The sequence below is a fragment of the Enterovibrio makurazakiensis genome (genome assembly GCF_050336585.1).
GTDB classification, from domain to species: Bacteria; Pseudomonadota; Gammaproteobacteria; order Enterobacterales; family Vibrionaceae; genus Enterovibrio; species Enterovibrio gelatinilyticus.
Genome location: NZ_JAKJSE010000004.1, coordinates 41927 through 68822, shown reverse-complemented (window position 1 = coordinate 68822; position 26896 = coordinate 41927). Strand labels below are relative to the sequence as shown.

The following is a 26896-nucleotide window of genomic DNA, read 5'->3' as shown; positions in this document are numbered from 1 at the left end:
TTTGCGTTTTTAGAGAATAAACACATCAAACACTGGCACTCGCCAGACGTTTTTATATTTGTTTTATTTTCTAGGAATATATACATGCACGTTCTAAAGACATTCTCACGCCTGTTAACATTGCTTATCGTGAGTATTACCATCGCGCTATCTGCTGTCATGACAGCTTATGCAGAAAGCCCGTCAACAGGCTGGCTAACTAACCCTAATCACCCTCCACTTAGCACCCGTATAGTGTTAACGGGCACCGCAAACCATAATGCCAATACGTTTGATGGCTTCTTAGAAGTCCAATTGAACGATGACTGGAAAACCTATTGGCGAACACCTGGTGAAGGTGGCATTGCACCAAGCTTTAATTGGCAAGAATCAGAGAACATCAAAGACATCGCATGGTACTGGCCTGCCCCTCAGCGCTTTGATTTATTGGGTATTAATACACTCGGATACAAAAACCACGCAGTTTTCCCTTTGACATTCACGGCGAAAGACATCAGCAAGCCAGTGACAATCAAGGGAACGCTCACGATATCATCATGCACAACGGTGTGTGTTCTAACAGACTACCCCATTGATTTAACCGTCAGTCCTTCGGCACTCATAGCTGACCCAAACGCCCTACATCTTTTTGCGCAAGGCATGAGCCATGTTCCAAAGCCCTCACCACTGATCCAAAGTATTTCCGTCGTGTGGGACGAGAATGCTCAGAAACTCAATGTCTCTGCTCAGAAAACAACCGGATGGAACAAGCCGGATATCCTCATTGATGGTTCATCAGAAGCTGTCACTGATACTATATTCTCTGTGCCTCACGTTAGCGTCACGGGTAACACTGTGAATGCGACGTTTGAGGCAAGCAGTTGGATGGGTACACCAGAACTCGAAAAAGAAACGTTAAATATCACGTTCCTTGACCAAGATTTTGTCGCCGAGCACACATCCGTCGTTGAAAAAGGGCTAGTGACAAAAGCATCGAGCACATCACTTGCTTCAGCCATCCTCTTCGCACTCTTAGGCGGGTTGATTCTGAACATCATGCCGTGCGTGTTGCCCGTTCTCGGCATGAAATTGAGTAGCGTGGTTTCAGCTCAAGGATTACAAAAAACACAAATACGACGCCAGTTCATTGCATCTGCATTGGGCATTTTGTTTTCTTTTTGGTTAATTGCGGCGCTGTTAGGCGCACTAAAACTCACAGGCAGTGCATTTGGCTGGGGCATTCAGTTCCAAAGCCCGGTGTTTATTGGCGTGATGATGGCAATCACCGCCTTGTTCGCAGCCAATATGTTAGGGCTATTTGAAATTCGCCTGCCTGCGAGCGCCACAACGTGGTTAGCGAGCAAGGGAGACAATTCTTACGTTGGGCATTTTACCCAAGGTATGTTCGCGACACTGCTTGCAACACCCTGCTCAGCTCCTTTCCTTGGTACAGCAGTGGCGTTTGCACTCACAACCAACTACCTCATGTTGTTTGTCATTTTTACCGCATTAGCAGTTGGAATGGCATTGCCGTGGCTACTCGTCGCCACTATTCCTGCTATTGCACAACGATTACCTAAACCCGGCCGCTGGATGAACACAGTGAAAGTAGTGTTTGGCATCATGATACTAGCAACAAGCATCTGGCTAGCTACCCTTTTGAAAAGTCACTTGTCATTAGGTGTGGTAGCAACGGTCCTACTCATGGGTTTGGTGATCTTGTTATGGCGAACATCGTCGGTTTATGGACGTAAAATTACGGTTATCGCCAGTGCACTGACCGTTGTTTTGCTGGTTGTTGGTTTAGTGACCGCAAGCATAACAGCGTCAACGTGGGCAACGCCGTTACCGTCAGATCATCAATGGGAAAAGCTATCTTCCACTCACATATCACAGCATGTCGCCAATGATAAAACTGTGTTTGTCGACGTTACCGCAGACTGGTGTATAACCTGTAAAGCAAACAAGATTGGCGTACTGCTTCAAGAACCGGTTTACAGCGCACTTAACGGTGAAAACATGGTACGAATGCAAGGTGATTGGACGGCTCCAAGCGATTCCGTCACCCAGTACCTGCAAAGTCACGGTAGATATGGCGTGCCCTTTAATATCGTCTATGGCCCCAATGCGCCCAGCGGGATCCCTCTACCCGTGGTCCTTTCCAAAGATGCTGTCCTCAACGCCATCGCGCTAGCACAAGGAGTGCCCAATGAGTGATAACAATACGCAGCAAGAAGCTAAACCAAAAAGCAAGTGGAAGAGCCCTAAGTGGTGGCTGAGAGAGTTGGCGACCTTGATCGTTCTCTTCAGTGTGATGACGTTCGCGATAGATTGGTGGCGAACCCAAGATATGCCAAAAGACGCAGTACCCTCCATAGCTATGAGCACACTCTCTGGCGAATCCATCGACTTCGTCACCCTGAGTCATGATGAGCCTGTTGTCCTATATTTTTGGGCGACTTGGTGTCCAGCCTGCAAATTTGTTACGCCAACTATCGACTGGCTCTCTAGTTCTTACCCTGTCGTGTCCATTGCGATGACATCGGGCGGCAACCGACGAATCCAAGCCTATCTAGATAGCCATGATCTTCAGTTTGATACCGTCAACGACGAGCAAGGTGCCATAGGGCAAACGTGGGGGATTCAAGCAACACCCACTATCGTGATTATCAAAGATGGCAAGATTGAATCTATAACAACAGGCATTACAACACCGCCGGGTCTGCTAGCTCGCCTGTGGTTTTCCTAATGAGTGATGAGTACAAAATGAAAAACAATCTACTTTCGATTTTTTTGGTGATGATCGCTACCCTGACGTCCTTCAATGCAATGTCTGATACGCCATTGAATAAAGCGCAACAACAGCAATTAGATGCGATCACTGCGTTATTGGAACAAAACCCAGATCTCATTTCTGGTTTGCACCAGAGCCTGACTCAGTACATGGTGCAGCAACAAGGCGTCAAGAGCATACTCGCTGCGAATCATGAGTACCTCTATAACAACCCAAGACATACTCAGTTTGGCGCATCCGAGCCCAAATTGACCATCATTAACTTTACTGACTACAACTGCCCATTTTGCAAAAAGCTCGATCCGGTTTTGCATGACTTAGCCATAGCCTACCCACAGATAAAAGTAGTGAATATCTATGTGCCTCTTAAAGAAATGGGCTCACTACTATCTGACGTTAACTCCGCAACGTATGCATTAAACGTTTGGAACCAAAACAAAGACAAATACCTAGAGACACACAAACTGCTAATCGCTAAACCTAGCACCCACGACAGACGCTCCCTTTCTCGCATTGCTGACAAAACTGGGACCAAGGCACAGCTAAAAACGGATGACATCACAGATGCCATGACCAGTAAGAACTACCAACTTTTCAACGAATTGGGATTAAGAGGCACGCCAGCCATGATCATTGATGATCAGATTGTTCCTGGGTATGTTCCAATCGAGAAGTTGACGCCTATTATTGAATCAGCACTTAGCAAGTCTTGATAAATTAGCTTTATTTAACAATAAGTGAGAAGGGCCTCCTTCTCACTTATCCTACATCCTCGCCAACCTATAGCCCTCTACAGAGCTCTACGTTGCAATGCCACTTACTCTATATGGCTCAATATGTTAAGCCCTCGTTCAATAAAACCACAACCACACTCTTTTAGTGACCTGCCTTCTTCTTTAAACAGCATTTTTTCATCGTTTTGTAACAAGCCACTTTCTTTTTCGAGTCACTCTTAATATGTGCTAAACACAAATTGAAGCTCGCCAAAAAAATGACACAACCTCTAGTGCACAAACAAAAAAATACTAAAAACAACCAACACTAGAGGAAATATCATGTCACGAACTCGACACTTACCCTATGTCGCCGTGCTCACCGCAATATCGTCCGCGATGGTGTCACAATTCGCCGCCGCGCACGGTTATATGGATTACCCACCAGCACGTCAGGAAGTCTGTGACCGCGATGGCGGTTACTGGGACTCGACCAGTGGTTCAACCATTCCAAATGCCGCTTGTCGCGCCGCATTTAAAGAATCGGGCTGGTATCCGTTTGTTCAAAAACCTGAATTTGCCAAGCTGGTTTCAAACTTCAACAGCCAGGCTGCAGTAGAGGCTGCTATTCCTGATGGCACATTGTGTGCGGCGGCTGATCCTAAAAAAGCAGGTATCGACATTCCGTCATCTGAATGGCAAACCACTCCTATAGATCCCGCTGCCAATGGCAAGTTAACCCTACTCTATCGTGCATCCACACCGCATAACCCAAGCATGTGGAAAATCTATCTATCAAATGCAGGCTACAACTCAGCAACCGATGCATTGGCGTGGTCAGATTTGGATCTCATTGCCGAGTTCGACAATGTTCCTGTGGTTGTCATCAATGAAAAGAAATACTACCAAATGCAAGTCACATTACCGACAGATCGTACCGGCAACGCCGTACTGTACTCACGATGGCAACGAGATGACCCAGCAGGTGAAGGCTTCTACAACTGTAGCGACCTGAGCTTTGGTGGCGATGTTATCGCGCCAACTTGGTCAAGCATTGGTGGCTTTGTTAAATCCACAACTGATGCAACACAAGGTGATACCGTTTGGTTCCGCGTATTTGATGGTAATGGATCAGAAGCCGTGTTCGAAAAACTCGCTATCGATGCAAAGAACGATGTTGAATCTGTATGGGCTAAACAAATAGCTGACACCGTGAATGCATCGTCAAGCTCTGCGAAAATTGGAAAAATCGATCAAAATGGCGTTGTCGCATGGGACAACACCGACCTTTACGGCAACTTGGTCTTTGTTAAAGACAAAGACGCCAGTTTCCAACTTGAAGTGAAAAAGCCTGTTTCAAACACCCCACCAGTGATCAGCTCACCTTCTGCGGTCAATGTTGATAGCGGACAAAGCGTCAGCATTTCGATTTCCGCGACAGATGCTGAAAATGATGCCATTACCTTTACGGCAAGTGCTGGCACTCTAACCGCCAACGGAAACACCGCATCAGTGTCTTACATTGCCCCTAGCACGACATCAAACCTAGTCGAAAAAATCATTGTCAGCGCCACCGATGGTAATGCGGCTTCACAAGTCACCATTACGGTAAATGTAAAAGGGTCAGGCCCAATTGGTCAAAGTGACTGGGATTCATCAAAAGTCTATGTCGCTGGTGATACGGTTCTGCACCTTGGCACGAACTACACAGCGCAATGGTGGAACAAAGGCGAAGAGCCTGGCACATCAGCCGTGTGGGCCGCAGAAAGTGGCGCCAATCAAGGTTGGAGTAAAAGCTTGGCATACTCAGGTGGTGATACCGTTGAGTACAAAGGAAAGAGTTACAAAGCGAAATGGTGGACGAAAGGCGACCTACCTACCAACGGCGGCCCATGGGGCGAAGTAAAATAATATAATCTGAAAATAAAAGCCTTAAACGCAAAACGCCCCTAATATTTAGGGGCGTTTTTTTACGAGCGTTCTTTCATTAAGCGTGAGAATGAAACTGCTTAATCTTTTCTCTATAGCTGTCTAAACGCTGTGGAGTCATCATTGAACGATTGTCATCAGTGACTAAACCACCCAATTGATCAGCCACTTGCTGAGCTGTTTGTAACATCAACTTAAAGTTCTGCTCCGCCTCGCCATAACACGGCAACGTCATAAACAGCGTAATGCCAGGTGTCGTGAAGTGGTGAATGGTCGCCAACGGGAAACTGCCGGGGTTAAACATGTTTGCGGCACTGAACAGTACCTGACCTGTTCCAGCAAGATCAGCGTGACGATGATAAATCTCCATCTCACCAAAAATCATCCCGTGTTGTTCGAGACAATTAATCAGTTCCTCACCATTGAATTCTTTATTGGCACCCGCTTGAACATTGATGATCAAAACTTGCGGCTCTGGTGCTTTAGGTGCTTCTTCCACAGGTGCGACATCATCGATATCTATCGGATCAATCGTCGTATCAACAGCGGCGTCTTCACCTGAAAGGTCAGAATCTAATACGGCTTCACGATTTGAGATAACGTCGTCATTCACCACGACATCAATCTCATCATCATGGGTTTGATAAAAATCGACGGGGGGAGACTTTTTCGATGGTTCAGTGGTCTGTGAGGCAGCCGACGTTGACTCTTCAACATCAGACGCTGAAAAGGCGGGAAGTTCCATGTCTCGCTCTTTCTCTATCTGAAGATCAGCCCCAGAATCCGACGCGAACAGAGGGTCGACCTCTGACTTATCACCAAAGCTCAAACCGGGTTCTTTACGATCAGATTTTGGCTTATCGTCATTACCAGAGCGAATCACTCGGACAGATCCAATACCATCTTGATCAAATCCAGTATTATCCGTATCTGACAACTTGCCTATTGGCTTTTCGCCAAATTTAGCAGGCTTTTCTTTTCTACTGGTCCACAGGCCATGAAGCAACAATGCTGCAATAGCCACAGCTCCCAAAATGATTAAAACAAGGCGCAATTCCTGCATCATTTAATCTCAGCATCTATCCAATTAACGACGAACGGCGTACCTATCTAAACACCTTGGTACAACCTTTGGCAATGTCGCACATACAATTTGCTGACTACTGTACCAAAAAGCGTATAAAAGTTAACGTTCATACCGCGAGAACACTGAAAAAGTCACTGTTCTTTCGAGCTTTTGACAATTCTCTGACCCAAAAATTCATCTAAATCGTAAATTGCCAATCTCATTGTGAAACCGTTAACATTATGGGAGAAACCTTGAGGAGAGACTATGACCCCCACCCAATTAGCCAAACAGCCCGCATCTGGCGCCAGTTATTTTTTGCGCGGTTTTTCGTTGGCATTTACACCCGGCGTTCGTCGCTTTGTGATTATTCCACTCTTAGTTAACTTACTGCTAATGGGAACATTGATTGGTGTGGTGCTCTCTCAACTCAGTGACTGGATAAACGGGTGGCTCGCTTATCTACCCGACATGCTGAGTTGGCTTTCTTACTTACTGTGGCCGCTACTCGCCATTGCCGTGCTTGTTATCTGTTCATATTTTTTTAGTACCGTTGCCAACTGGATTGCCGCCCCCTTCAACGGGCTTCTTGCTGAGCACTTAGAAGCCAAGCTGACAGGAAAGCGTCCTCCCGATGACGGACTTTCCGATGTGATTAAGGATCTGCCTCGTGTGTTTAAACGAGAGTGGCAAAAACTTTGGTACTACCTGCCTAAAGCTCTCGGTTTGCTGCTCCTAATGTGGATACCTGTTGTGGGTCAAACGCTAGGACCTGTACTGTGGTTCTTATTTAGTGCGTGGATGATGGGGATTCAATACTGCGACTATCCATTCGACAATCACCGCGTGTCATTTCAAAACATGAAAGCGACCTTGCGTGAACAAAAAGGCGCAACAATGAGCTTTGGCGCATTAGTCATGGTGTTCACCATGACACCTATCCTAAATCTATTCGTGATGCCAGCTGCAGTATGTGGCGCTACCGCTATGTGGGTAGATAAATATCGCGACCAGCTAGCGCGCTATTAAACACTCTTTACCAACGTCAAGGTAAACCCATTAATGTGCATTATGTTGGCGTTCATTGTGATGAACGCCAACATAGCAAGGCATTTTGACCATGAATTCGATCTTTTTTGAGAACTTCATCTGAAACCAAATCGATAACAATAAGATATAACTAACGATTCCTTTGCAATTTCAGAAAGAAAGTTATTCTCTTAATCGTACTCCCTTACAAACCGAAGGAACGAAGAAGATGGGTAAAATTTACGAAGACAATACAACCACCATTGGCAACACTCCTCTTGTACGCCTAAATCGCGTATCTAACGGAAAAGTGTTGGTTAAAATTGAAGCACGTAATCCTAGCTTCAGCGTAAAATGCCGTATCGGTGCAAACATGATTTGGGATGCCGAGAAAAAAGGCACACTGAAGCCAGGTATTGAGCTCGTAGAGCCAACCAGTGGTAACACGGGTATCGCATTGGCATATGTTGCAGCAGCTCGCGGTTACAAACTCACGCTGACTATGCCTGAATCTATGAGCCTTGAGCGTCGTAAGTTGCTTAAAGCGCTAGGCGCAAACCTTGTGCTAACCGAAGCCGCTAAAGGCATGAAAGGCGCGATTGCAAAAGCGGAAGAAATTGTTGCTACTGACCCAGCAAAATACTTGTTGCTACAACAGTTTGACAACCCTGCAAACCCAGAGATCCACGAAAAGACTACAGGTCCTGAGATTTGGGAAGACACAGAAGGCGAAATCGATGTATTCGTCGCGGGTGTTGGCACGGGTGGTACGCTGACAGGTGTTAGCCGTTTCATTAAAAACACCAAAGGCAAAGCAATCACAACCGTTGCTGTAGAGCCCGCAGAGTCTCCAGTTATCACTCAAACGGTTAACGGTGATGATGTACAACCAGCCCCTCACAAAATTCAAGGCATTGGCGCAGGCTTTGTACCTGGCAACCTTGATTTGTCTTTGATTGACAAGACAGTATTGGTGACGTCTGACGAAGCGATCACTATGGCACGTCGTCTGATGGAAGAAGAAGGTATTCTGGCAGGAATTTCTTCAGGTGCAGCCGTTGTTGCTGCCAATAAAATTGCCGAATTGCCTGAATTTGCAGACAAAAACATCGTAACAATACTACCAAGCTCTGGTGAGCGTTACCTAAGCACTGCATTGTTTGCTGGCATCTTTACAGAGCTAGAAAACCAACAATAATCAGTACTCTTGCTTCAAACACAATCGTACTGTCGATAACAAAAAAGCCCTAACAGGGCTTTTTTATTTGATTTTTACAGCCCGCTCTAGTAAAAATTCCCCGCCTTTTATTTTCCAGCTCGAATTTAATCCTCGACTCGATAGTGAGTCAGGTATCGATTTGCGGAAAAATGTCACAAAAAATTGACTTGGATTAAGCTAGGGCATGTAAATCTTGGTTAGTTTAACGTCCATTGATAGCCAAAACTTGCTATACGGTTTAAGCTATCCACAGATTTAATACATAAACCTAAATAAATAATGTACCGGGGTAAAACATGTATCAAAAGCAAGTAGAAATCACTGCTGAAAACGGTCTGCACACTCGTCCTGCTGCTCAGTTTGTTAAAGAAGCAAAAAGCTTTGAAGCAAAAATCACTGTTGAATCTGGTGGTAAAGAAGCTAGCGCGACTAGCCTTTTCAAACTGCAAACTCTAGGTCTAACTAAAGGTACTGTGGTTACTATCAAAGCTGAAGGTGCACAAGCTCAAGAAGCCGTTGATCACCTAGTTAAGCTAATGGACGAGCTGGAATAATCCGGCTCTTTTTCTTTCCATTAGTATTTCAATTGATCAAATGTAAGGTAAGGCTATGATTTCAGGTATCCTGGCATCTCCTGGTATTGCTTTTGGCAAAGCGCTGCTACTTCAAGAAGATGACATCGTCATCAACAAAAACCCGCTTCCAGCTGACCAGCTAGACGCGCAAATCAAGCGCCTTTACGAAGCGCGCGAACTATCTAAACAGCAACTTGAAGTGATTAAAGAAAAAGCTCTTGCGACTTTCGGTGAAGAGAAAGAAGCAATCTTTGAAGGTCACATCATGCTGCTTGAAGATGAAGAGCTAGAAGAAGAAATCATAGCTTTCATCAAAGACAACAACGCTTCTGTTGAATACGCAATCTATAGCGTGATTGAAGAACAAGCGGTAACGCTTGAGTCTTTGGATGACGAATACCTAAAAGAGCGCGCAACAGATGTACGTGATATTGGCTCTCGTTTTATTAAAAACGCATTGGGTATCAGTATCGTGTCTTTGAGCGCTATCAACGAAGAAGTTATCTTGGTTGCTAATGACCTGACTCCTTCTGAAACTGCGCAAATCAACCTCGATTATGTTCTAGGCTTCATTACAGATATCGGCGGTCGTACTTCACACACCTCTATCATGGCACGTTCACTAGAATTGCCTGCAATCGTTGGTACTAACGATATCACCAAACGTGTGAACAACGGCGACATGCTGGTGCTTGATGCAATCAACAACAAGATTGTTATCAACCCAAGTAACGAAGAGCTAAGCAAATTCAAAGCGATCCGCGACGAATTCATCGCAGAGAAAGAAGAGCTAGCAAAACTGAAAGATTTGCCAGCAATCACTCTTGATGGTCACCAAGTCGAAGTTTGCGGCAATATCGGTACAGTGAAAGACTGTGACGGTATCAACCGTAACGGCGGTGAAGGTGTTGGTCTGTACCGCACCGAATTCCTGTTCATGGATCGTGATGCACTGCCTACTGAAGAAGAGCAATACAAAGCATACAAAGACGTTGCCTTGGCAATGCAAGGTCACCCAATCATTATCCGTACTATGGATATCGGTGGTGACAAAGATCTTCCGTACATGGATTTGCCAAAAGAAATGAACCCGTTCCTAGGCTGGCGTGCAATTCGCATCAGCTTGGACCGCCGTGAAATTCTTCGCGACCAGCTTCGTGCAATCCTACGTGCATCTGCACACGGCAAACTACGCGTGATGTTCCCAATGATCATCTCTGTAGAAGAAATCCGTGAGCTGAAGAAAGCAATTGAAGAATACAAAGTTGAGCTTCGTGCTGAAGGCCATGCTTTTGACGAGAACATCGAAATCGGTGTAATGGTTGAAACGCCAGCAGCTGCAGCGATTGCTCACCACCTAGCAAAAGAAGTTGCATTCTTTAGCATTGGTACAAACGACTTAACCCAGTATACTCTTGCGGTTGACCGTGGTAACGAGATGATCTCGCACCTATACAATCCATTGTCTCCAGCTGTATTGACCGTTATCAAGCAAGTCATTGACGCTTCTCACAAAGAAGGCAAGTGGACTGGCATGTGTGGCGAGCTTGCAGGTGATGAGCGCGCGACACTGTTGCTAATGGGTATGGGTCTAGATGAGTTCAGCATGAGCGGCATCTCAATCCCACGCATCAAGAAAATTATCCGTAATGCTAACTTTGCTGATGTTAAAGCGATGGCAGAAGAAGCATTGGCAATGCCTACCGCAGATGAAATCACTGCACACGTAGAAAAATTCATTGCCGAGAAAACTGTCTGCTAGAATACGGCAGCAAAGTATTGATAACGCTTAGGAGCAAACACTATGGGTCTGTTTGACAAACTGAAGAAGCTGGTTTCTGACGACAGCAGCGATGCAGGTGTGATTGAAATCATGGCACCACTTTCTGGTGAAATCGTAAACATCGAAGATGTGCCAGATGTTGTTTTCGCAGAAAAAATCGTTGGTGACGGTATCGCAATCAAACCAACTGGCGACAAAATGGTTGCACCAGTTAACGGTACCATTGGTAAGATTTTCGAAACTAACCACGCTTTCTCAATCGAATCTGAAGACGGCATCGAAATGTTCGTTCACTTCGGCATCGACACTGTTGAGCTAAAAGGTGAAGGCTTCAAGCGTATCGCTGAAGAAGGTCAAACTGTTAAAGTTGGCGACCCGATCATCGAATTCGATCTAGCTATGCTAGAAGAAAAAGCGAAGTCTACCCTGACACCTGTTGTTATTTCTAACATGGACGAAATCAAAGAGCTGAACAAGCTTTCTGGTTCTGTTGTTGTTGGTCAAACATCAGTACTACGCATCAAGAAGTAATTCTTTCTGTGTAGCAAAAAGCGCAGCCTCGGCTGCGCTTTTTTGTATGTGTCGTTTATGCCCGCTCAGCCATATTCAGCTCGCTTTCGTTACGCGTCCAAACCTAGGCATTACCGCCACAAACATTAATTACGCACTAAAAAGCTCATGCGTAAACGCATGAGAGAAACTCTGCTGTTGTCTGATGTACTGCTGACGATATTGCGTTGGAGTCATCCCTGCTAGTCTTTTAAACAGGCGGCAAAAGTAATCCGCATCCACAAACCCACTTTCTAATGCGACTTGTTTAACTCGCAATCCTTTTTCAATAAGAAGGTGCTGGGCATGGGCAAAACGCTCACGGTTAATGTACTCGTTAAACCCGATATCGCTATGCTGTTGAAACAGGTGAGAAAGGTAACTCGATGAAATGCAAAAGTGCTCTGCAACCGACTCACGGCAAATCGACTCATGAAAATGACAACGCATGTAAGTCAAAATTTGATGGAAGAGCTGCTTTTGTTTCGACACATCCGAGGCATTGGCGCTTAGCGTGCTAGAAATCGCCCGTAGCAACACATCAAGCTTCACATCACCCAATCCCTTCACTTCAGACGTCAAGCCAAACAGCAAAGCATTCAGAGATGTCAGTGGCATAGCCCATTTTGCCAAACTAATGCAACGACCATCTTGCCAATGGTTATAACTCAACCCGAGCTTTTCGCCACGGCAGCAGATGCTCAAGGTGTTGGCCTCATCAGCATACGGTAGATTCCAACCATGAGCCGCAACGCGAAGCACGTCGCCGGGCAACATACGCACTAAGCCTCGCTCACCACTCCCTTGGCTGTATATCATGTCCACAGCCCCTTCAACGACGATCTCCACCCTTTCTTTAGGCGTACACCAGGCCAACAGCGGCATATCACTGCATGGCAATGCGTGATGACATTCAGTATTTAGCTTTCCATCTAGACGACCTGCGATGTCAAAAAGCACCAAATAGGAAAATGTATCGATCTGGGTAGTCGTGTTAAGCATGGGGCACTCTCACTATTAGATGTGAAAATTCATTCACCAGAATAGAAAACATCCTGAATACGGTGAAAAAATTTACAGCTTTCTGAGAATATTTCCATGATGAAGTGCACCCTTTAACTGTAAATATTTACAACAAAATGACTAATATGCGCTCAATCACAGTCTTAAAGTGGAAATATTTTCATCATTCTCCTGCCAAATCCCTGTTTGAAGGTCGTAGAAGGAGAACCTCATGACCAAAAATGTTGTTGCGATTACCGCCTGTGCTGCTGGTATTGCGCACACTTACATGGCAGCTGAAGCCCTTGAGCAAGCTGGCAAAGAACACAATTTTTTTGTGAAGGTTGAAACTCAAGGTTCAATCGGTGCGCAAAACATCCTGACAGAACAAGAGATCAACGATGCAGAGTTGGTGATCATTGCCTCTGACATTGAAATTGATCTTGCGCGCTTTGCAGGAAAACGTGTTTACAAGGCGCGTCCAAAAGCCGCGATTCGCGACGCAATGGCACTCATTAAAGAAGCTGAAGAAAACGCGACTGTCTTTGGTGCGAAAGGCACAAAAGTGGGTAACGTGACCTTGGGTAAAACCACAGAAAACGGTTTTGTTCAGCACATCATGAGCGGTATCTCTTACATGGTGCCTATGGTTATTGCAGCAGGCTTACTGTTGGCCATTGCAAATATCTTCGCCTTCCAGCGTGATGATTTAGGCCGCATGGTCGCATGGGGTTTTGACCAAACCGAACCGCTCGGTTACTTCATGGCGCACCTGTTCAAAGTGGGTCAAATAGGCTTCCTTCTGATGATCCCATTGTTTGCTGGTTTTGTAGCAAACTCCATCGCCGATCGCCCTGCGATTGCTCCAGCGATGCTGGGTGCATACATGGCAAACGACCCAGCATTCTTAGGCACTGACGCAGGCGGCGGCTTCCTATCAGCCATCCTTGTTGCTTTCCTTGTTGGCTACTTCGTGAAGTACCTAAAGAAAATCAAATGGCCGAAACTGCTTCAACCGCTTGTTCCGATCATGATCATTCCGTTGATCGCGACCTTCTTCATTACCGTTGTGGTGTTGTACTTCATTGGTCAACCTATCGCGGGTGCCATGAGTGCACTGTATGAAGGCCTAAACTGGCTAACCAACACGTATGGCGCATCTACCTTCATCATCGGTGCCATTATCGGTGCCATGATCGGCTTCGATTTCGGTGGCCCAGTGAACAAAACCGCACTGATTTTCGGTACGGCAGTGTGGACTGACACCGTTGCAAAATACGGCATTGAAGGCGCTAACTTCGTTCCAGGAACCGCGGCACAAGCTGCAATATCTGTTGCGCCACTCGGTATCTTCTTGGCGTCAAAACTGTTCAAAAACCGCTTCTCTGACACTGAAAAAGTTTCTGCAAACTCTGCATTCGGTATGGGTATTGTTGGGGTCACTGAAGGCGCGATTCCGTTCGCGGCTGCAAATCCTGTTCAAATCATCACCGCCAGTGTGGCTGGTTCAGCCCTAGCCGGTGGCCTTGTTGGCTACCTGGACGTGAAATTCTACGGCGGTATCGGTTCTCCGTTGGGTACGTTCATTGGCTATATCGAGCAGCCTATTCCTTTCGTGACATGGATTGCTTGTACCTTCGCCGGTATCGCGACCACCGCCATGATTATCGGATTCTGGCGTCGTCCTTCTAAACAGCCTGTCGCTGATGCAAAAGAAACGGGCGCAACATCAAGCACCATGCGGCCAGAAACAGCCACACCCGCTGTTGCCACCTCAACCGCAGTGAATGGATAAATCTCATGAACAACGTCTTTAACGTCGAACATATTCTGACGGATGCTCACTCAACCTCTCAGCAGCAAGCGTTTCAGTTTATTGCCGAGCACGCCCATCAACTGGGTTACATCGACAGCGTTGATGGTTTTGCACGTGGATTGCAAGCGCGTGAGTCGCATGACAGTACAGGTTTTCTCGGCGGAATGGCTGTACCACACTGCAAATCCTCCCATGTGAAAACACCGGCGATTTTTGTGGTGCACTTTGCCAACCCTATCGAATGGGACACCATGGACGATGAACCTGTCACCACGGCAGTGTCGTTAGCGATTCCAGAATCAGGGGCAGAAGAAAGCCTAATGATGCTGACGAAGTTATCCCGCGCCATGATGAAACCCGATATTCGAAATACGCTGCAGCAGAACAACGCGCAAGCCATTTTAGACATCATTCAACACGTGATTGCGTGAGTTTACATATCCAATGACATGAAGGTGCAACTCGCAGAGCTGCACCTTCACATTCGACGGATCGCATTCCAAAGCGGACAGGTTTATGAAAAAACAACTGCATGTTATCTCCCATACTCATTGGGATTTTGAGTGGTATTTCTCCGCTCATGAATCGCTCATTCAATTGATCTATCACCTCGAAGAAGTGATGGACGCGCTCGAAAAGGGCGAAGTAGACAACTACTACTTGGACGGGCAACTGAGCATCGTAGAGGATTATTTATCGGCCTGCCCGCAACACAAAGAACGCTTTTGTCATCTGGTCGAAAGCGGAAAACTAAAAATTGGTCCTTGGTATAGCCAAACCGATCAATTGATTATTTCCGGTGAATCCATCATCCGAAACCTGCAACTGGGTATTCGCCTTGGTGAATCACTTGGCGGCTGTGAAATGCTTGGCTATGTGCCGGATTCTTTCGGTCAAAGCATGGACATGCCAAAGATTTATAACGGCGTGGGCATTGATAAGACGGTGTTTTGGCGTGGGCTTTCTATGGATGTTTATCCGCACCGAGAAGGCCAATGGCAAAGTGAAGACGGTAGCCATGTGCTTTTCTATAACATCAAAGATGGCTATTATGTGGGCGGGCAACTGATCTATTCCGACGATGCTATCTCGTTAACTAACCAAGTCGAGAAAGACTGCCTTAGCGATCACGTTGCCCTGCCATTGGGCGGCGACCAACGCTTTGTCGATCGTAATGTCAAAGAGCGTATCGTGCTGTTTAATCAAAAGCTGGCTAACGCCAACATTGATAGTCAACTGATTGAAAGCAGCTACGACACACTGTTTGCCTCGCTTGCCGCACAAGATCTGCCAATGGACACATTGAGCGGCGAAATGATCGACGGGCAAGTATCGAAAATCCACCGCTCCATTTACTCATCACGTGCCGATCATAAGCGCATGAACGATATACTAGAGCGACGCATCACCCTTGAGCTTGAGCCCCTTATGGCGCTCGCGACCCGTTATGGCATCGGCTATCAGCCTGAACTCATTAATAACCTTTGGCGCACCATGACCCGCAATCATGCCCACGACAGTGCCGGAGGTTGCAACACGGACAAAACCAACAAGATCATCGTTGAGCGCTTTGAACAAGTTGATCAAACATCAAGTGCAGCACGAGACTACCTAGTGCGTAAGCTCGCTGATTCTCAACCAGCTCTCGATAACGGTGCGCGCCTGACCTTGTTCAATACCTTGCCAGTTACCCGCGACCAGGTACAGAACATCACACTTTCAACCAAATCACCGCAATTCACGCTAAGCACCTTAGCGGGTGAGAACGTAGCATTTGATGTAACTGCACAAACCCAACACTACAACGGCAGCATTCAACGCAATCCCGAAGACAATGACCCGAATGGCTACTACTACCAAACCGACATCGCCGTTCAACATGCCCTTCCCGCGTTAGGTTTTACGTCCCTTGTTATTCAAGAAGCGCCCGAAAAAGACGTACTGGTGCTGCCAACGGTTCTAGGGGAGTACATTGAAAATGACCGCTACCGTATCGACTATCAAAATGGCGAATTAAACCTCACAGATAAGCAAACAGGTCAACATTGGTCACAAGCCTTCACGTTGCGTGATGGCGGCGATGATGGCGATACCTACGACTACTCGCCACCTGAAAATGATTGGATGATTACCTTGTCATTCAGTCACGCAGAATGCACAACACAATCAGGCCAGCTAAAACAACAAATGACCTTGAAAGGCACGTGGTTGCTGCCAGAAAACTTGAAAGCACGAGCACAAGGTTTCCGAGATACCGTCTGCGAGTACACCTTAAACATAACGCTTACAAACGATGAACAGCCTTTGCAGATCGATCTGAGCATCGACAATCAGGCTGAAGATCACCGCTTGCAGCTCGTGATTGATAGCCCGATCAAAGCGAAAGAAAGCATCGCGGATACGCCATTTGGCTTTGCGCGTCGCCCACTATTCCAAACACAGTTGGCGGATTGGCGTGAGCGCGGCTGGAAAGAAGAGCCTTGCGGGATTTACCCCATGATCAACTATGCCAACCTGCACGATGATCAAGCCAGTTTGACGGTGTTCGCCCAAGGCATAAAAGAGTATGAAGTGCTTATCGAGAGCGCAGAACAGCCAAGCGGCACCCTCGCCCTCACGCTGTTCCGCAGCGTGGGTTGGTTAGGCAAACCCGACCTACTTCGTCGCCCAGGAATTGCATCAGGTCAGCAGTTTAAATACATCCCGACACCTGATAGCCAGATGAAAGGCCACCAGCACATCACACTGGGACTACACATTGAACCGAGCTTCTCGCCAGCAACTGCTGTGCAGCAATGGCAAACGTGGAGTGTGGATACGCCTTACTATCAATCGCAAACGCTCAATCAGTTCACCAATACCTTGAAGTATTTTGTCATGCATCCGCTCGACACTGCCGTTAAGGATGATGACAGCCTGTTTGCCCTTGATGCACCGCAACTTGTTTGTAGCAGCGTGCAATTCGACAACAACGCCATTTGTGTACGTCTTTTCAATCCATCGGAATACAGCATTGAGAACACAGGCACACTCACCGTCGAGCACGCAACAATCAAACACGCCGCCGAGACCAACTTGCTGCTCGATACCCTGAATACCTTGGTGGTTGATGGCAATGTGATTCAACTTGGCGACTTCCGTGCGAAGCAAATCCGCACCATTAAGATCACGCTTGATTAAGAGGAGCGTTCGCCCTACGGTAGTGGGGCGAATGATTGATGGCCTATGGTACTGATGAACAAAGATATTGGATTGCTGTTTGAATATGCACGGAGCAAATTCACCACTACCGACAATAAGATTGCGGACTATTTTCTCGCACGTCGCCCTGTCAAAACCATTGAAGAACTGGCCACGGACATTGGTGTGTCCACGGCTTCCATTACGCGCTTTTGCCAAAAAATAGGGTTGAACAACCTCAAAGAATTCCTGTTTCTTTATCAAGAGCAATTGGACAGCGCAAATCCCCTCTCCAAACCTGAAAACGATGGACTGCATCAAGATTACTTCGATGTTTTACAGCAGCTAAAACACTGCCTAGATACCGATGTGATCGACCAGATCACCCACGCCATTGCAAGGCATCAAATCATCCATGTTTTCGGCACAGGGTTCAGTGCACTCGCGGGGGCGGATTTCAAATTCCGCTTTGGGCGACTCGGTAAATTTGTTGAAGTGGTCCAAGACACTAATTCTATGCAGATGTACCAAGATATTCTGACCATCGATAACCTTGTTATCGTACTCAGTTTGAATGCGCAAAATGATGACATGGCTAAAGTGGTGAAAAACCTGACACGCCGCGGCATTGAAACCTATCTGATTTCGGCGACCCCTAAGTCAAAGATGTCACAGTCAGCAACCGCCACCCTGCTCACCGCCTCGCTGCACGGCGAAGAACGAACGGGCATGATTTCTGCGCAACTGCCCATGCTGATGGCCATCGATCATCTCTATTATCACTATGTGTCGCTGGACCGAAAGACGATCAAAAATTGGGTGTCGACCGAAGCACCATTTGGGAAGTAAGCTACGTTAACGTCTGCAACTCTCAAGTTCTAAGTTCTAAGTTCTAAGCACTAAACAAAACAAAGCCGCTTGCATAAGCGGCTTTGTTGATTTGGGTTTGGTATCGCACTTATCGCGTGAAGATCACTTCTGCCTTACGCTCCTCAGGCTTGTCCATGCCCGTCTGCCAGAACCAATAAGTAATATTACCCGGACAGTTCAGGCTCACCACTTTGTGGTTACCATGGCTGTCAATCGCATGAATGGTAACGCCTTCGGTATATCCGTCTTTAAGGTAATCCAAGTCTTTAATTGCCTCATAAACGGCTTCATCCAAACTCATGCCCATTTTCATGTAAAGCACCACGGCATGTGCCGTCGAACAGCGAATGCTCATCTCACCGGTATGTGTACAGGCACAGGCACCGTAGCGGCTGTCAGCATATGAACCCGCACCGATAATTGGGCTGTCACCCAAACGGCCTGGGTATTTCCACGCCCAACCAGAGGTAGACGTCGCCGCACTGATTTTCTCATTGCTGTCACTACACAAGAACACAGTCGTATCACGCACGCGCTCAGGATCCGTCGCATTGTTAGAAAGCGGAGCCAATGGAACATTAGGGAACGCCGCTTGCTGCTCTGGGGTCATCGCAGCTTCAAGTTTTTCCCACCAAACTTGCTTGGAATCCTCAATCAGGTTTTCACCTGCCACAGCGCCGATTTCATTGGCAAAAATGCCTGCACCTTCACCAACAAGAATCTCGTGATTCAAGTCTGTCATGACGCTATACGCCACTTCTACCGGATGCATGTAGCCTTTCAGTGCACCTACTGCGCCAGTGCGCAGGTTGTCACCATCCATCACGGACGCATCCAGCTCCATATCACCCAGCACGTTTGGCCAACCGCCATAACCCACCGTGCGCACGCGTGGGTCAAGTTCGACTAATTTAATCCCTTCAACCAAAGAGCGAAGCCCTTCCTCACCCGCTTGCAGGCGACGGGCAGATTCTTCAATACCTGGGTAGGCTTCTGAGTTGGCGAGCAAAATCATGGGGTTTTCCTTATTTATCATTATTAGTATGAGAAGCAATGTGTTGGCAAAGTGCGGTTAGCAAAAATGTGCCATAACCAGACGCCGCTTTCGGATAGATCTTGCGGTGCGTCATACCAAGAGACATCGCCGCAGAATCGATATGAATCCATTTTTGCTCTGGCGCTACAAAGTGATTGAGGAAAGTCGCTGCCACACTCGCACCAGCATCGCCATCTTCACTGCCATGACGAACATCGGCGAAGTCGCTTTTCAGCGATGCTTCATAAAGATCGCTACTAATAGGCATTTCCCACAAAGGCTCAGAGCAGCTATGACCCGCCGCTTTTGCCAGCATTTTCAATTCATCACTGTTCCCCATCAAAGATGCATAGGCTTTGCCCAACGATACGCCCGTCGCGCCTGTCAGTGTCGCAATATCAATGAGGTAATCAGGCTTAAAGGTCTGCTGTGCGTAGTGCATCACATCTGCCAGCACCATGCGGCCTTCCGCGTCGGTCGAGATAATTTCGACACTTTTTCCAGACAACATGGTGACCACATCACCCGGCTTAATTGCACAGCCTGATGGCATGTTTTCCACCAAACCACACAGACCAACCACACGAACTGGAAGCTGCAATTGCGCGATTGCATTCAAAGCGCCAACAACCGCCGCCGCACCGCCCATATCCACCTTCATGGTGCTCATACGCAATTGGCCTTTAATGCTTATACCGCCGGTATCAAAGGTGACCCCTTTGCCGACCAATGCAATCGTGGTTTGTGCGCCTTCAGGGTGATAGTCCAAACACAGCATGCGACCGTCTCGATCACTGCCTTGAGAGATACCAACCAGACCACCAAAGCCTTTCTCACGCATTTCTGCTTCGGTCAGAAACGACAAGGCTGTGTTTTCCATCGGCAGATCTTGCACTGCACTGACGAAGGACTCGGGATAAATTACATTACCGGGCTTGTTCACCAGTTCTCGAGCAATAAGCTGACTCTGCGCCAAAATTTGCCCTTCAAAAAACGCCGCGGCTAACGTCGTCTCATCGGTTTTCAGCTCAAACGCATTGATGCTAGGTTCAAGGTGAAAGCTGTCTCTGTGTTTGTAATCGTAAGACGATAACGCCAGCCCTAACGACAGCCACTTAACCCACACATCAGGGGTGTGAAGAGATAGCACCTCATCATCGATGTGAAGCTCAAGGGTTTGTGCTCGCTTAAACGTCGACGCTAACAAGTAGCCTATGTCTTGCAGGTCTGCGACAGAAAACGTCGCCTTCTTGATCTCACTGTTGAACCCATCAACATCCTGATTGAGATCCAGTGAGTTGCCTTTGCCCAAGACCAAATGCAACGTTCTTGTCAGTTGGCACTCGGTATCTTTAACGCGAATAAACGCTAATTGAAACATCCTGATTTCCTCTGTTGTTATCGGGTACTAGTCGAAGAGATAACAACGTACAAAGTGGTTTTCTGATAATTGGGTAATAGGAGGCAAAGCTTCCTTACACTTGGCGGTGGCATGTAGACACCGACCTGCAAACGGACAGCCCACACTGTCAGGTGTCCAAAGCGGTATCTCTCCGCGATTGCCTTTGAGTTTTTCGTGAATCGATTTATTTGGATCGGGCACCGCTGACACCAGCAGTTGAGTATAAGGGTGTTGCGGATCGTGGATGATTTGCTCTACATCGCCCCACTCAACCATATGACCGACATACATGACCGCCAAGTCTTCGGCGATGTAGCGGGCCGTCGCAATATCGTGAGTGATATAAAGCAGCGCCATTTCGCGCTCTACCTTCATCTCTTCCATTAGGTTCAAAACACCTGCACGAATCGAAACATCCAGCATAGACGTTGGCTCATCGGCCAATACGACTTCTGCTCCTACCGCAATATTTCTCGCCAAATTGACACGTTGGCGCTGCCCACCCGATAACTGATGCGGGTATTTAGCGGCAGTCTCTTTGGGTGGCGTCAGGCCAACTTGCTGTAAGAGGTCATAAACCATTTCCTCAAGTGCTTTTTTGTCCCGGCTGTCCACTTTGTTATGGATACAAAGTGGACGAGCGATGTGATGAAATATCGTGTGTGTCGGATTTAGCGAACCAAATGGGTCTTGCCATACCATCTGTACTCCCTGACGATAGAGCATCAGATCATCACGCTTAGTAATCGACTGAATATCACGCCCGAAGTACTCAATGCTCCCACCTGTTGGCGGGTACATCTTGGCAATCATTTTTGCGGTTGTGGACTTACCCGAACCCGACTCTCCCACTACCGCTAAACCACGGCCTTTGTACATTCTGAAAGAGACGTCATTAATGGCGCGCATCTTCGATTTCTGAAGCGAATTACTGCTAACGGCAAAATCTTTGATGAGGTTTTTACCCTCAATAATGAGCTTTCCTGTTGGTTTACTCATAAGTATCTCCTCACCCCTTAACCGTTGGCGAAGTAAACAAATGACAGTTTGAAAAACGCCCCGGCTCAATCAATTTCAACGCTGTAGATTGACTAAAACAGCTCGATTGCGTTTTCGCACAGCGCGCTTGAAAACGGCAACCAGTCGGGATATCAAACAAATTCAATGGGCTACCTGGAATGCCTTTCAACTGGGTTTTAGGGCCTGTTAATGACGGGAATGAACTCCCCAACCCTTCGGTGTATGGGTGAAAAGGTGTCGTCAGGATCTGTTTTGATGGCGCGACTTCAATCAATTCGCCCGCATACATAATGCCGATGCGATCTGAGAACTCGACCATCAGTGAAAGATCATGCGTGATGAACAAAATGGAGAAGCCAAACTCCTCTTTCAGCGCATGGATTTTTTGCAAAATCTCACGCTGAACCACAACATCCAGTGCTGTTGTCGGCTCATCCATAATGATCATCTTAGGGTTGAGGGCTAAGGCAATGGCAATAACCAAACGCTGACGCATGCCACCCGAGAATTGATGCGGATAGTCGGTCAAGCGGCTCGGGTGAATATCGACAATCTCCAACAAACCTTCTGCACGTCGCTTAGCGTGCTCTCGAGTAAAATCGGTATGGCGCATGATCACGTCGCAAAACTGCTCTTCCATGGTCAATACTGGGTTTAACGCGTTCATGGCACTTTGAAATACCATAGACACTTCTTTCCAGCGGAAATGCGACATTGCCTGTTCGGATTTCTTCAGTAAATCGCCATGGCCTTCAAAAAAGACTTCGCCCTTTGAGATATATGCCGGTGGCTTGTGCAGGCGCATCAGTGAAAATGCCACCGTAGACTTACCGCAGCCTGACTCTCCCGCCAAACCAAACACTTCACCTTTACCAATATCAAAACTAACGTCATTCACCGCGCGTACATCACCCGCATCGGTGATGTAGTCCACGCACAAATTGCGTATCGAGATTTGAGGTGTTGTCATGAGTGCGATCCTTCTTCAAACACTGGGCGTTTTGCGTGATCTGCCGATTTTTCCCATTTATTGCGTTTCTTCCAAAGGCGAAAACCTTTCTGTGAACGCAGTTGTGGGTTGGCTATTTCATCGACGGCGAAGTTAAGAAGCGACAGACCCACCGCTATCATGGTCAACGCAAAACAAGGCGCCAAAATTTCCCACCATGCGCCAATCAACATGGATGAAGAGGTTTGAACGTTGTAGAGCATGACACCCCAACTGATGGAGTTAGGATCCCCCAAGCCAAGGAAGGACAGGCTGGCCTCAGTCATGATCGCGAGCAATACACAACCAATGAAGCTAGCACCGAGAATTGACATTAGGTTTGGTAAGATTTCCACGGCAATAATGCGCCACGTTTTCTCACCCAACACTTCAGCGGCACGCACGAATTCTTTCTCTCGTACCGATAACGTTTGGGCTCGAACCACCCTTGCACCCCACGCCCAGGAGGTGATCGCTATCACCACCGCAATTGTCGCGGGGCCCGCCTCGCCGATAAACGCGGCAATGATAAAGAGCAACGGTAACTGCGGTACCACCAACATGATGTTCATGGCAGCCGACAAGTAGTCATCAATCTTACCGCCGAAATAACCCGCCGTTACGCCAATCGCTGTCGCCAAAAAGCACACCAGTACACCAGCTCCAATACCGACTGCCAATGATGTTCTTGCGCCATAAACCAACTGTGACCAAACATCTCGTCCCATTCGTGAAGTGCCAAGCACATGATCAGCCCCTTCAGACATCATCAAACGACGAGGGTTATTCGCGAGGTTTTTCGCTATCCAGCCATCAGGGTTTTCCTGTGCCGCTTTAACAATGAACGCAGGATATTCATGAGGGTTACCCGTGCCCACATCAGGCGCGTGTTTGGTAATGACAGGCGCGAAGATGGCAACCAACGCAAAAATAATGAGGATAATAAGACCAGCAAGAGACTTCTTATTCCCAATGAGTAGGGTCATTAACGCTTTCATGATTATTTACCTCCCTTGCGCAAGCGAGGATCGAGGTAAACGATCATCAGGTCTGCCAAGAAGTTGAAGAACAACATAAACATGGTCATAAGAAGAAGCTGACCTTGAAGCACTTGATAATCACGTGCGTGAATCGCATTCAGCAACACGGTACCCAGCCCCGGGTAATTGAAGATCATTTCGACAATCAATTGACCACTGATAGCTGAACCCAGCGCCATAGACAAAGCGGTGACACTTGGCAGCATGGAGTTACGGGCAGCGTAATTGAACACAACACGGTTTTCACTCAACCCTTTGGCTTTTGCCATGGTAATGAAGTCTTCATTGAGCAAATTGATCATGTTGTTACGCATGCTGATGAGGAAGCCACCAATCTGGGCAATCGTGGCACAAAACAGAGGTAAGACCGCGTGGTAGGCTACGTCTTTATAGAACGCCCAGCTACCCCAGTCGGGATGAGAACCCACGGTATAAGCGTTACCTGAGGGGAACCACTCAAGACCTATCGCAAAGGTGTAAAGCACCAACATGGCGACAACCACTGACGGAATAGATTGCACCACCAACATGCTTGGCGATATGAAGGAGTCGTAGTGACTGCCTCGACGCCATGCGGCAAAAATACCGAGCACTGATCCAATACAGAAAGCCAGAACAATGGCAGAGCCTGTCAAAAACAATGACCAGCCAACCGCACTCCCCAACAGTTCGTTCACCGTAATGGGAAAGTACTTAATGGAAATACCCCAATTACCGGTGAAGATATTGGCTAAATAAGATAAATACTGCTGTGGCAACGGCGCATCAACGAACCCTAGAAGCTTCTTCATGGATTCGATACGCTCTGGCGTGACTTCCGCCGTTGCATTCGCAAACATCATGGTGACAGGGTCGCCCGGCATCGCGCGAGGGAGAATGAAATTCAATGTGGCGGCAAAAATCAACGCCATAAAATAAAATGAAAGTCGTCGAAGAAAAAAGGCCATACCTTATCCTCAGATACAGTTAACCCTGCGCATATAAAAACAGGCTTACCCATTTTTATGACGCTTAGAGGTGTTAATTAACGAAAATAAGGAGCGCACTCGAACATACGCTCCCGAAAAACCTAAATTATTTAGACCTTAAGCTTTAGGTTTCAAATCCAGAACATGTAAGAGACGTTCAGGTACACCCGCCCAAGACATTGGGCGACCTTTCGGATTTTCTTCGTTCCACCAGCCCGTAAAGCGGCTTTCATTGAACTGATAAACATCCACACCGGACATGACAGGTACCGTGACTTGATTTTCAGCGATGATCTTTTGAATCTTATGAGCGATTTGCATCTGCTCTTCTTGCTTGTCCGTTTTATAGAAACTGTCTAATAGGACATCCAGATCATCATGCTTAAAGAAGTGCATCGCATAGCGCGGTGCATTCGCCCCTTCCTGATAACGGGAATGGAAAGCTCGGTTCCAGTAGCGATGAGGGTCAGCACCAATCACGTAATTGGTATAAGCCACGTCATAAGTGCCAGATAGCATCGCTTGGTTGTACACCGCAAAATCTGAAGTACGCGCTTTGGCTTTAACGCCCACTTTTTGGAGTTGCTCTACACCCAATTGAACGGCATTGTTAAAGTCAGTCCACCCCGTTGGCGATTGAAGTTCTAGTTCAATTTTCTTACCGGTAGGCGTTTCAACAAAACCATCACCGTCGATATCGACAAATCCCGCTTCTTTCAGCAACGCTTTGGCATTGTCCACGCTGAATGTGTTGTAGTTTTTGTATTGGTTATAGGTATCTTTGTTTGCCCAAAAATCGAATACCTGACCAAGACCAGACGCGTAATCATTCACCACGCCGTTACCGTAAAATGCGATATTGATGATTTTCTGGCGGTCAATCGACATAGAGAACGCACGGCGGAAATCAATATTGTTGATCGCTTCATTGTTGCCCGCGTGAGGCGTTTTAAAGTTCAGCATGAAGGATTGCGGGCCCGCCGCAGGGTACCAGTATTTGTGATGAGGGCTTCTCGCTGCGTACACCATGTCGACATCAGGAATAAAGTGTCCACTCCAATCCAATTCAGATTTGATGACCTTTCCTAATAACTGATCATTGTTGGCTATCTGAGGGACACGCAAGCAGTCTACGTCGAGATTGTCGTTATCCCAGTAATGCGGGTTACGACATTGGATATAAAGCTGAGGCGTAAAGGTATCTATTTCGGTAAACGGTCCCGACCCGACAGGATTATCATTGGTGAACAACTCAGGTTCTTCAATGTTCTGCCAAATGTGCTTTGGCACAATCGGAATGGTTGAGATTTCATACGGGACATTGGTATTCACCTCTGTCAGGTCAAAAATAACCTTATTGCCATCCTGTCGAACGGATTTGACCCAGTTATCCATGCCTTTAGGATCGAGCTCTGGTTTTTCTTTAATGAGTGCAAATGAATAAACAACGTCTTCTGCTGTGAATGGTGTACCGTCTGACCACTTCACTCCCTCTCGAATTTCAAACGTTACCTGCATCAGGTCTTCTGAAAGATAGTAATCTTTCGCTAGACGCATCACGGGTTTGTTCCCGTGCATCTGGTTAAAAATGACCAGAGGTTCGTAGACGAAATCCGTAGTCGTACGCAGTGTGGTGGACAGGAAAGGGTTGAAGTTTCTGATCATCGTTGGATAAAAATCCGAAACGATGGTCAGCTCGTGCCTTTCTGCGGCAACTGCAGTTGGTGCGGTTAAAGCGGCAAGCACAATGGCTGCAAGTTTCGTTTTGCTAAGCATTGGGTGTCCTTACTTCAAATGACGTTGTTGCTAAATCCCTGCACAAGAAACCTCGAGTTTATACGGTGTTCATTGCCCTGATTAGCCGGAATTTTCGTCAAATTCCCGTTAATCAGGCACACGAAACCGAACCATTGGCGACAAAATCGCCAATGGTTTTTC

At 47.1% G+C, this 26896-nt stretch carries 22 protein-coding genes; 13 read left to right on the top strand and 9 right to left on the bottom strand.

The genetic code is table 11. The features are described 5' to 3' along the window. Positions 1-84: 84 nt before the first annotated feature. The 4 genes from L4D06_RS00360 (at position 85) to L4D06_RS00345 (ending at position 5397) form a co-directional block, all read left to right on the top strand. Positions 85-2196 carry a protein-disulfide reductase DsbD family protein gene (locus L4D06_RS00360; protein WP_429737483.1) on the top strand — a complete coding sequence of 704 codons (2112 nt, stop codon included), beginning with the start codon at positions 85-87 and terminating at the stop codon, positions 2194-2196. Then, positions 2189-2728, top strand: coding sequence for a protein disulfide oxidoreductase (locus L4D06_RS00355; RefSeq protein ID WP_429737482.1), 540 nt, complete (start codon positions 2189-2191; stop codon positions 2726-2728). Before L4D06_RS00360 ends, L4D06_RS00355 begins: the two co-directional genes overlap by 8 nt. A 17-nt stretch (positions 2729-2745) precedes the next feature. Further along, positions 2746-3486 (top strand): DsbA family protein, encoded by a 741-nt coding sequence (locus tag L4D06_RS00350; protein WP_274163402.1) that lies wholly within the window; start codon positions 2746-2748, stop codon positions 3484-3486. A gap of 342 nt (positions 3487-3828) precedes the next feature. After that, complete coding sequence (locus L4D06_RS00345; protein ID WP_429737481.1) at positions 3829-5397, top strand: lytic polysaccharide monooxygenase; 1569 nt, start codon at positions 3829-3831, stop codon at positions 5395-5397. A gap of 76 nt (positions 5398-5473) precedes the next feature. Here L4D06_RS00345 and zipA read toward each other — a convergent pair whose 3' ends face one another. Beyond that, complete coding sequence (gene zipA, locus L4D06_RS00340) at positions 5474-6481, bottom strand: cell division protein ZipA (RefSeq protein ID WP_429737480.1); 1008 nt, start codon at positions 6479-6481, stop codon at positions 5474-5476. 267 nt (positions 6482-6748) lie between these two features. Here zipA and cysZ point away from each other — a divergent pair, with 267 nt between their 5' ends. From cysZ to crr, 5 genes are all read left to right on the top strand, one after another. After that, on the top strand, positions 6749-7510 hold the full coding sequence (gene cysZ, locus L4D06_RS00335; protein ID WP_429737479.1) for a sulfate transporter CysZ: 762 nt from the start codon (positions 6749-6751) through the stop codon (positions 7508-7510). Positions 7511-7739: 229 nt separating this feature from the next. Continuing rightward, positions 7740-8708: a cysteine synthase A gene (cysK, locus tag L4D06_RS00330; protein ID WP_274163450.1), complete on the top strand. Its 969-nt coding sequence runs from the start codon at positions 7740-7742 to the stop codon at positions 8706-8708. A 317-nt stretch (positions 8709-9025) separates the two neighbouring features. Further along, positions 9026-9283, top strand: a complete 258-nt coding sequence (locus L4D06_RS00325) for an HPr family phosphocarrier protein (RefSeq protein ID WP_274163451.1) — start codon at positions 9026-9028, stop codon at positions 9281-9283. Positions 9284-9338: 55 nt separating this feature from the next. Further along, positions 9339-11066, top strand: coding sequence for a phosphoenolpyruvate-protein phosphotransferase PtsI (ptsI, locus tag L4D06_RS00320; protein WP_274163452.1), 1728 nt, complete (start codon positions 9339-9341; stop codon positions 11064-11066). Positions 11067-11108: 42 nt separating this feature from the next. Then, a complete protein-coding gene (gene crr / locus L4D06_RS00315) occupies positions 11109-11618 on the top strand; it encodes a PTS glucose transporter subunit IIA (protein ID WP_429737478.1) in 510 nt (169 codons plus the stop codon). Between the two features lie 129 nt (positions 11619-11747). On the opposite strand, the gene L4D06_RS00310 is transcribed toward crr, so the two are convergent. Continuing rightward, positions 11748-12638: a helix-turn-helix transcriptional regulator gene (locus L4D06_RS00310; RefSeq protein ID WP_429737477.1), complete on the bottom strand. Its 891-nt coding sequence runs from the start codon at positions 12636-12638 to the stop codon at positions 11748-11750. Between the two features lie 232 nt (positions 12639-12870). On the opposite strand from L4D06_RS00310, the gene L4D06_RS00305 reads away from it, so the two are divergent. The 4 genes from L4D06_RS00305 (at position 12871) to L4D06_RS00290 (ending at position 18483) form a co-directional block, all read left to right on the top strand. Then, positions 12871-14433: a PTS fructose transporter subunit IIC gene (locus L4D06_RS00305; RefSeq protein WP_429737476.1), complete on the top strand. Its 1563-nt coding sequence runs from the start codon at positions 12871-12873 to the stop codon at positions 14431-14433. A gap of 5 nt (positions 14434-14438) precedes the next feature. After that, complete coding sequence (locus L4D06_RS00300; RefSeq protein ID WP_429737475.1) at positions 14439-14885, top strand: PTS sugar transporter subunit IIA; 447 nt, start codon at positions 14439-14441, stop codon at positions 14883-14885. Positions 14886-14970: 85 nt separating this feature from the next. Continuing rightward, positions 14971-17634, top strand: a complete 2664-nt coding sequence (locus L4D06_RS00295; protein ID WP_429737474.1) for a glycoside hydrolase family 38 N-terminal domain-containing protein — start codon at positions 14971-14973, stop codon at positions 17632-17634. A 54-nt stretch (positions 17635-17688) separates the two neighbouring features. After that, positions 17689-18483: a MurR/RpiR family transcriptional regulator gene (locus tag L4D06_RS00290; RefSeq protein ID WP_429737472.1), complete on the top strand. Its 795-nt coding sequence runs from the start codon at positions 17689-17691 to the stop codon at positions 18481-18483. A 109-nt stretch (positions 18484-18592) separates the two neighbouring features. Here the strand turns inward: L4D06_RS00290 and L4D06_RS00285 are convergent, their stop codons facing one another. The 7 genes from L4D06_RS00285 to L4D06_RS00255 form a co-directional block, all read right to left on the bottom strand. Continuing rightward, positions 18593-19519: a glycosylasparaginase gene (locus tag L4D06_RS00285; protein WP_429737471.1), complete on the bottom strand. Its 927-nt coding sequence runs from the start codon at positions 19517-19519 to the stop codon at positions 18593-18595. A 10-nt stretch (positions 19520-19529) separates the two neighbouring features. Continuing rightward, a complete protein-coding gene (locus L4D06_RS00280) occupies positions 19530-20921 on the bottom strand; it encodes a M17 family metallopeptidase (protein WP_429737470.1) in 1392 nt (463 codons plus the stop codon). A 27-nt stretch (positions 20922-20948) separates the two neighbouring features. After that, on the bottom strand, positions 20949-21941 hold the full coding sequence (locus tag L4D06_RS00275) for an ABC transporter ATP-binding protein (protein WP_274163460.1): 993 nt from the start codon (positions 21939-21941) through the stop codon (positions 20949-20951). A gap of 10 nt (positions 21942-21951) precedes the next feature. Beyond that, a complete protein-coding gene (locus tag L4D06_RS00270; RefSeq protein ID WP_429737469.1) occupies positions 21952-22932 on the bottom strand; it encodes an ABC transporter ATP-binding protein in 981 nt (326 codons plus the stop codon). After that, positions 22929-23948 (bottom strand): ABC transporter permease, encoded by a 1020-nt coding sequence (locus tag L4D06_RS00265; protein ID WP_274163462.1) that lies wholly within the window; start codon positions 23946-23948, stop codon positions 22929-22931. Before L4D06_RS00265 ends, L4D06_RS00270 begins: the two co-directional genes overlap by 4 nt. 2 nt (positions 23949-23950) lie before the next feature. Beyond that, positions 23951-24937: an ABC transporter permease gene (locus L4D06_RS00260; RefSeq protein WP_274163463.1), complete on the bottom strand. Its 987-nt coding sequence runs from the start codon at positions 24935-24937 to the stop codon at positions 23951-23953. Between the two features lie 138 nt (positions 24938-25075). After that, the gene (locus tag L4D06_RS00255; RefSeq protein ID WP_274163464.1) at positions 25076-26734 is read right to left on the bottom strand and encodes an ABC transporter substrate-binding protein; all 1659 of its coding nucleotides are present in this window, start codon (positions 26732-26734) and stop codon (positions 25076-25078) included. Positions 26735-26896 lie beyond the last annotated feature (162 nt).

Coding starts and splice junctions, on each gene's coding strand:
- L4D06_RS00255 (WP_274163464.1), bottom strand. CDS start 26,734: ATGCTTAGCAAAACGAAACTTGCAGCCATTGTGCTTGCCGCTTTAACC.
- ptsI (WP_274163452.1), top strand. CDS start 9,339: ATGATTTCAGGTATCCTGGCATCTCCTGGTATTGCTTTTGGCAAAGCG.
- L4D06_RS00345 (WP_429737481.1), top strand. CDS start 3,829: ATGTCACGAACTCGACACTTACCCTATGTCGCCGTGCTCACCGCAATA.
- cysZ (WP_429737479.1), top strand. CDS start 6,749: ATGACCCCCACCCAATTAGCCAAACAGCCCGCATCTGGCGCCAGTTAT.
- L4D06_RS00355 (WP_429737482.1), top strand. CDS start 2,189: ATGAGTGATAACAATACGCAGCAAGAAGCTAAACCAAAAAGCAAGTGG.
- zipA (WP_429737480.1), bottom strand. CDS start 6,481: ATGATGCAGGAATTGCGCCTTGTTTTAATCATTTTGGGAGCTGTGGCT.
- L4D06_RS00310 (WP_429737477.1), bottom strand. CDS start 12,638: ATGCTTAACACGACTACCCAGATCGATACATTTTCCTATTTGGTGCTT.
- L4D06_RS00300 (WP_429737475.1), top strand. CDS start 14,439: ATGAACAACGTCTTTAACGTCGAACATATTCTGACGGATGCTCACTCA.
- L4D06_RS00350 (WP_274163402.1), top strand. CDS start 2,746: ATGAAAAACAATCTACTTTCGATTTTTTTGGTGATGATCGCTACCCTG.
- L4D06_RS00285 (WP_429737471.1), bottom strand. CDS start 19,519: ATGATTTTGCTCGCCAACTCAGAAGCCTACCCAGGTATTGAAGAATCT.
- L4D06_RS00295 (WP_429737474.1), top strand. CDS start 14,971: ATGAAAAAACAACTGCATGTTATCTCCCATACTCATTGGGATTTTGAG.
- L4D06_RS00280 (WP_429737470.1), bottom strand. CDS start 20,921: ATGTTTCAATTAGCGTTTATTCGCGTTAAAGATACCGAGTGCCAACTG.
- L4D06_RS00260 (WP_274163463.1), bottom strand. CDS start 24,937: ATGGCCTTTTTTCTTCGACGACTTTCATTTTATTTTATGGCGTTGATT.
- L4D06_RS00270 (WP_429737469.1), bottom strand. CDS start 22,932: ATGACAACACCTCAAATCTCGATACGCAATTTGTGCGTGGACTACATC.
- L4D06_RS00325 (WP_274163451.1), top strand. CDS start 9,026: ATGTATCAAAAGCAAGTAGAAATCACTGCTGAAAACGGTCTGCACACT.
- crr (WP_429737478.1), top strand. CDS start 11,109: ATGGGTCTGTTTGACAAACTGAAGAAGCTGGTTTCTGACGACAGCAGC.
- L4D06_RS00265 (WP_274163462.1), bottom strand. CDS start 23,948: ATGAAAGCGTTAATGACCCTACTCATTGGGAATAAGAAGTCTCTTGCT.
- L4D06_RS00290 (WP_429737472.1), top strand. CDS start 17,689: ATGAACAAAGATATTGGATTGCTGTTTGAATATGCACGGAGCAAATTC.
- L4D06_RS00275 (WP_274163460.1), bottom strand. CDS start 21,941: ATGAGTAAACCAACAGGAAAGCTCATTATTGAGGGTAAAAACCTCATC.
- L4D06_RS00305 (WP_429737476.1), top strand. CDS start 12,871: ATGACCAAAAATGTTGTTGCGATTACCGCCTGTGCTGCTGGTATTGCG.
- L4D06_RS00360 (WP_429737483.1), top strand. CDS start 85: ATGCACGTTCTAAAGACATTCTCACGCCTGTTAACATTGCTTATCGTG.
- cysK (WP_274163450.1), top strand. CDS start 7,740: ATGGGTAAAATTTACGAAGACAATACAACCACCATTGGCAACACTCCT.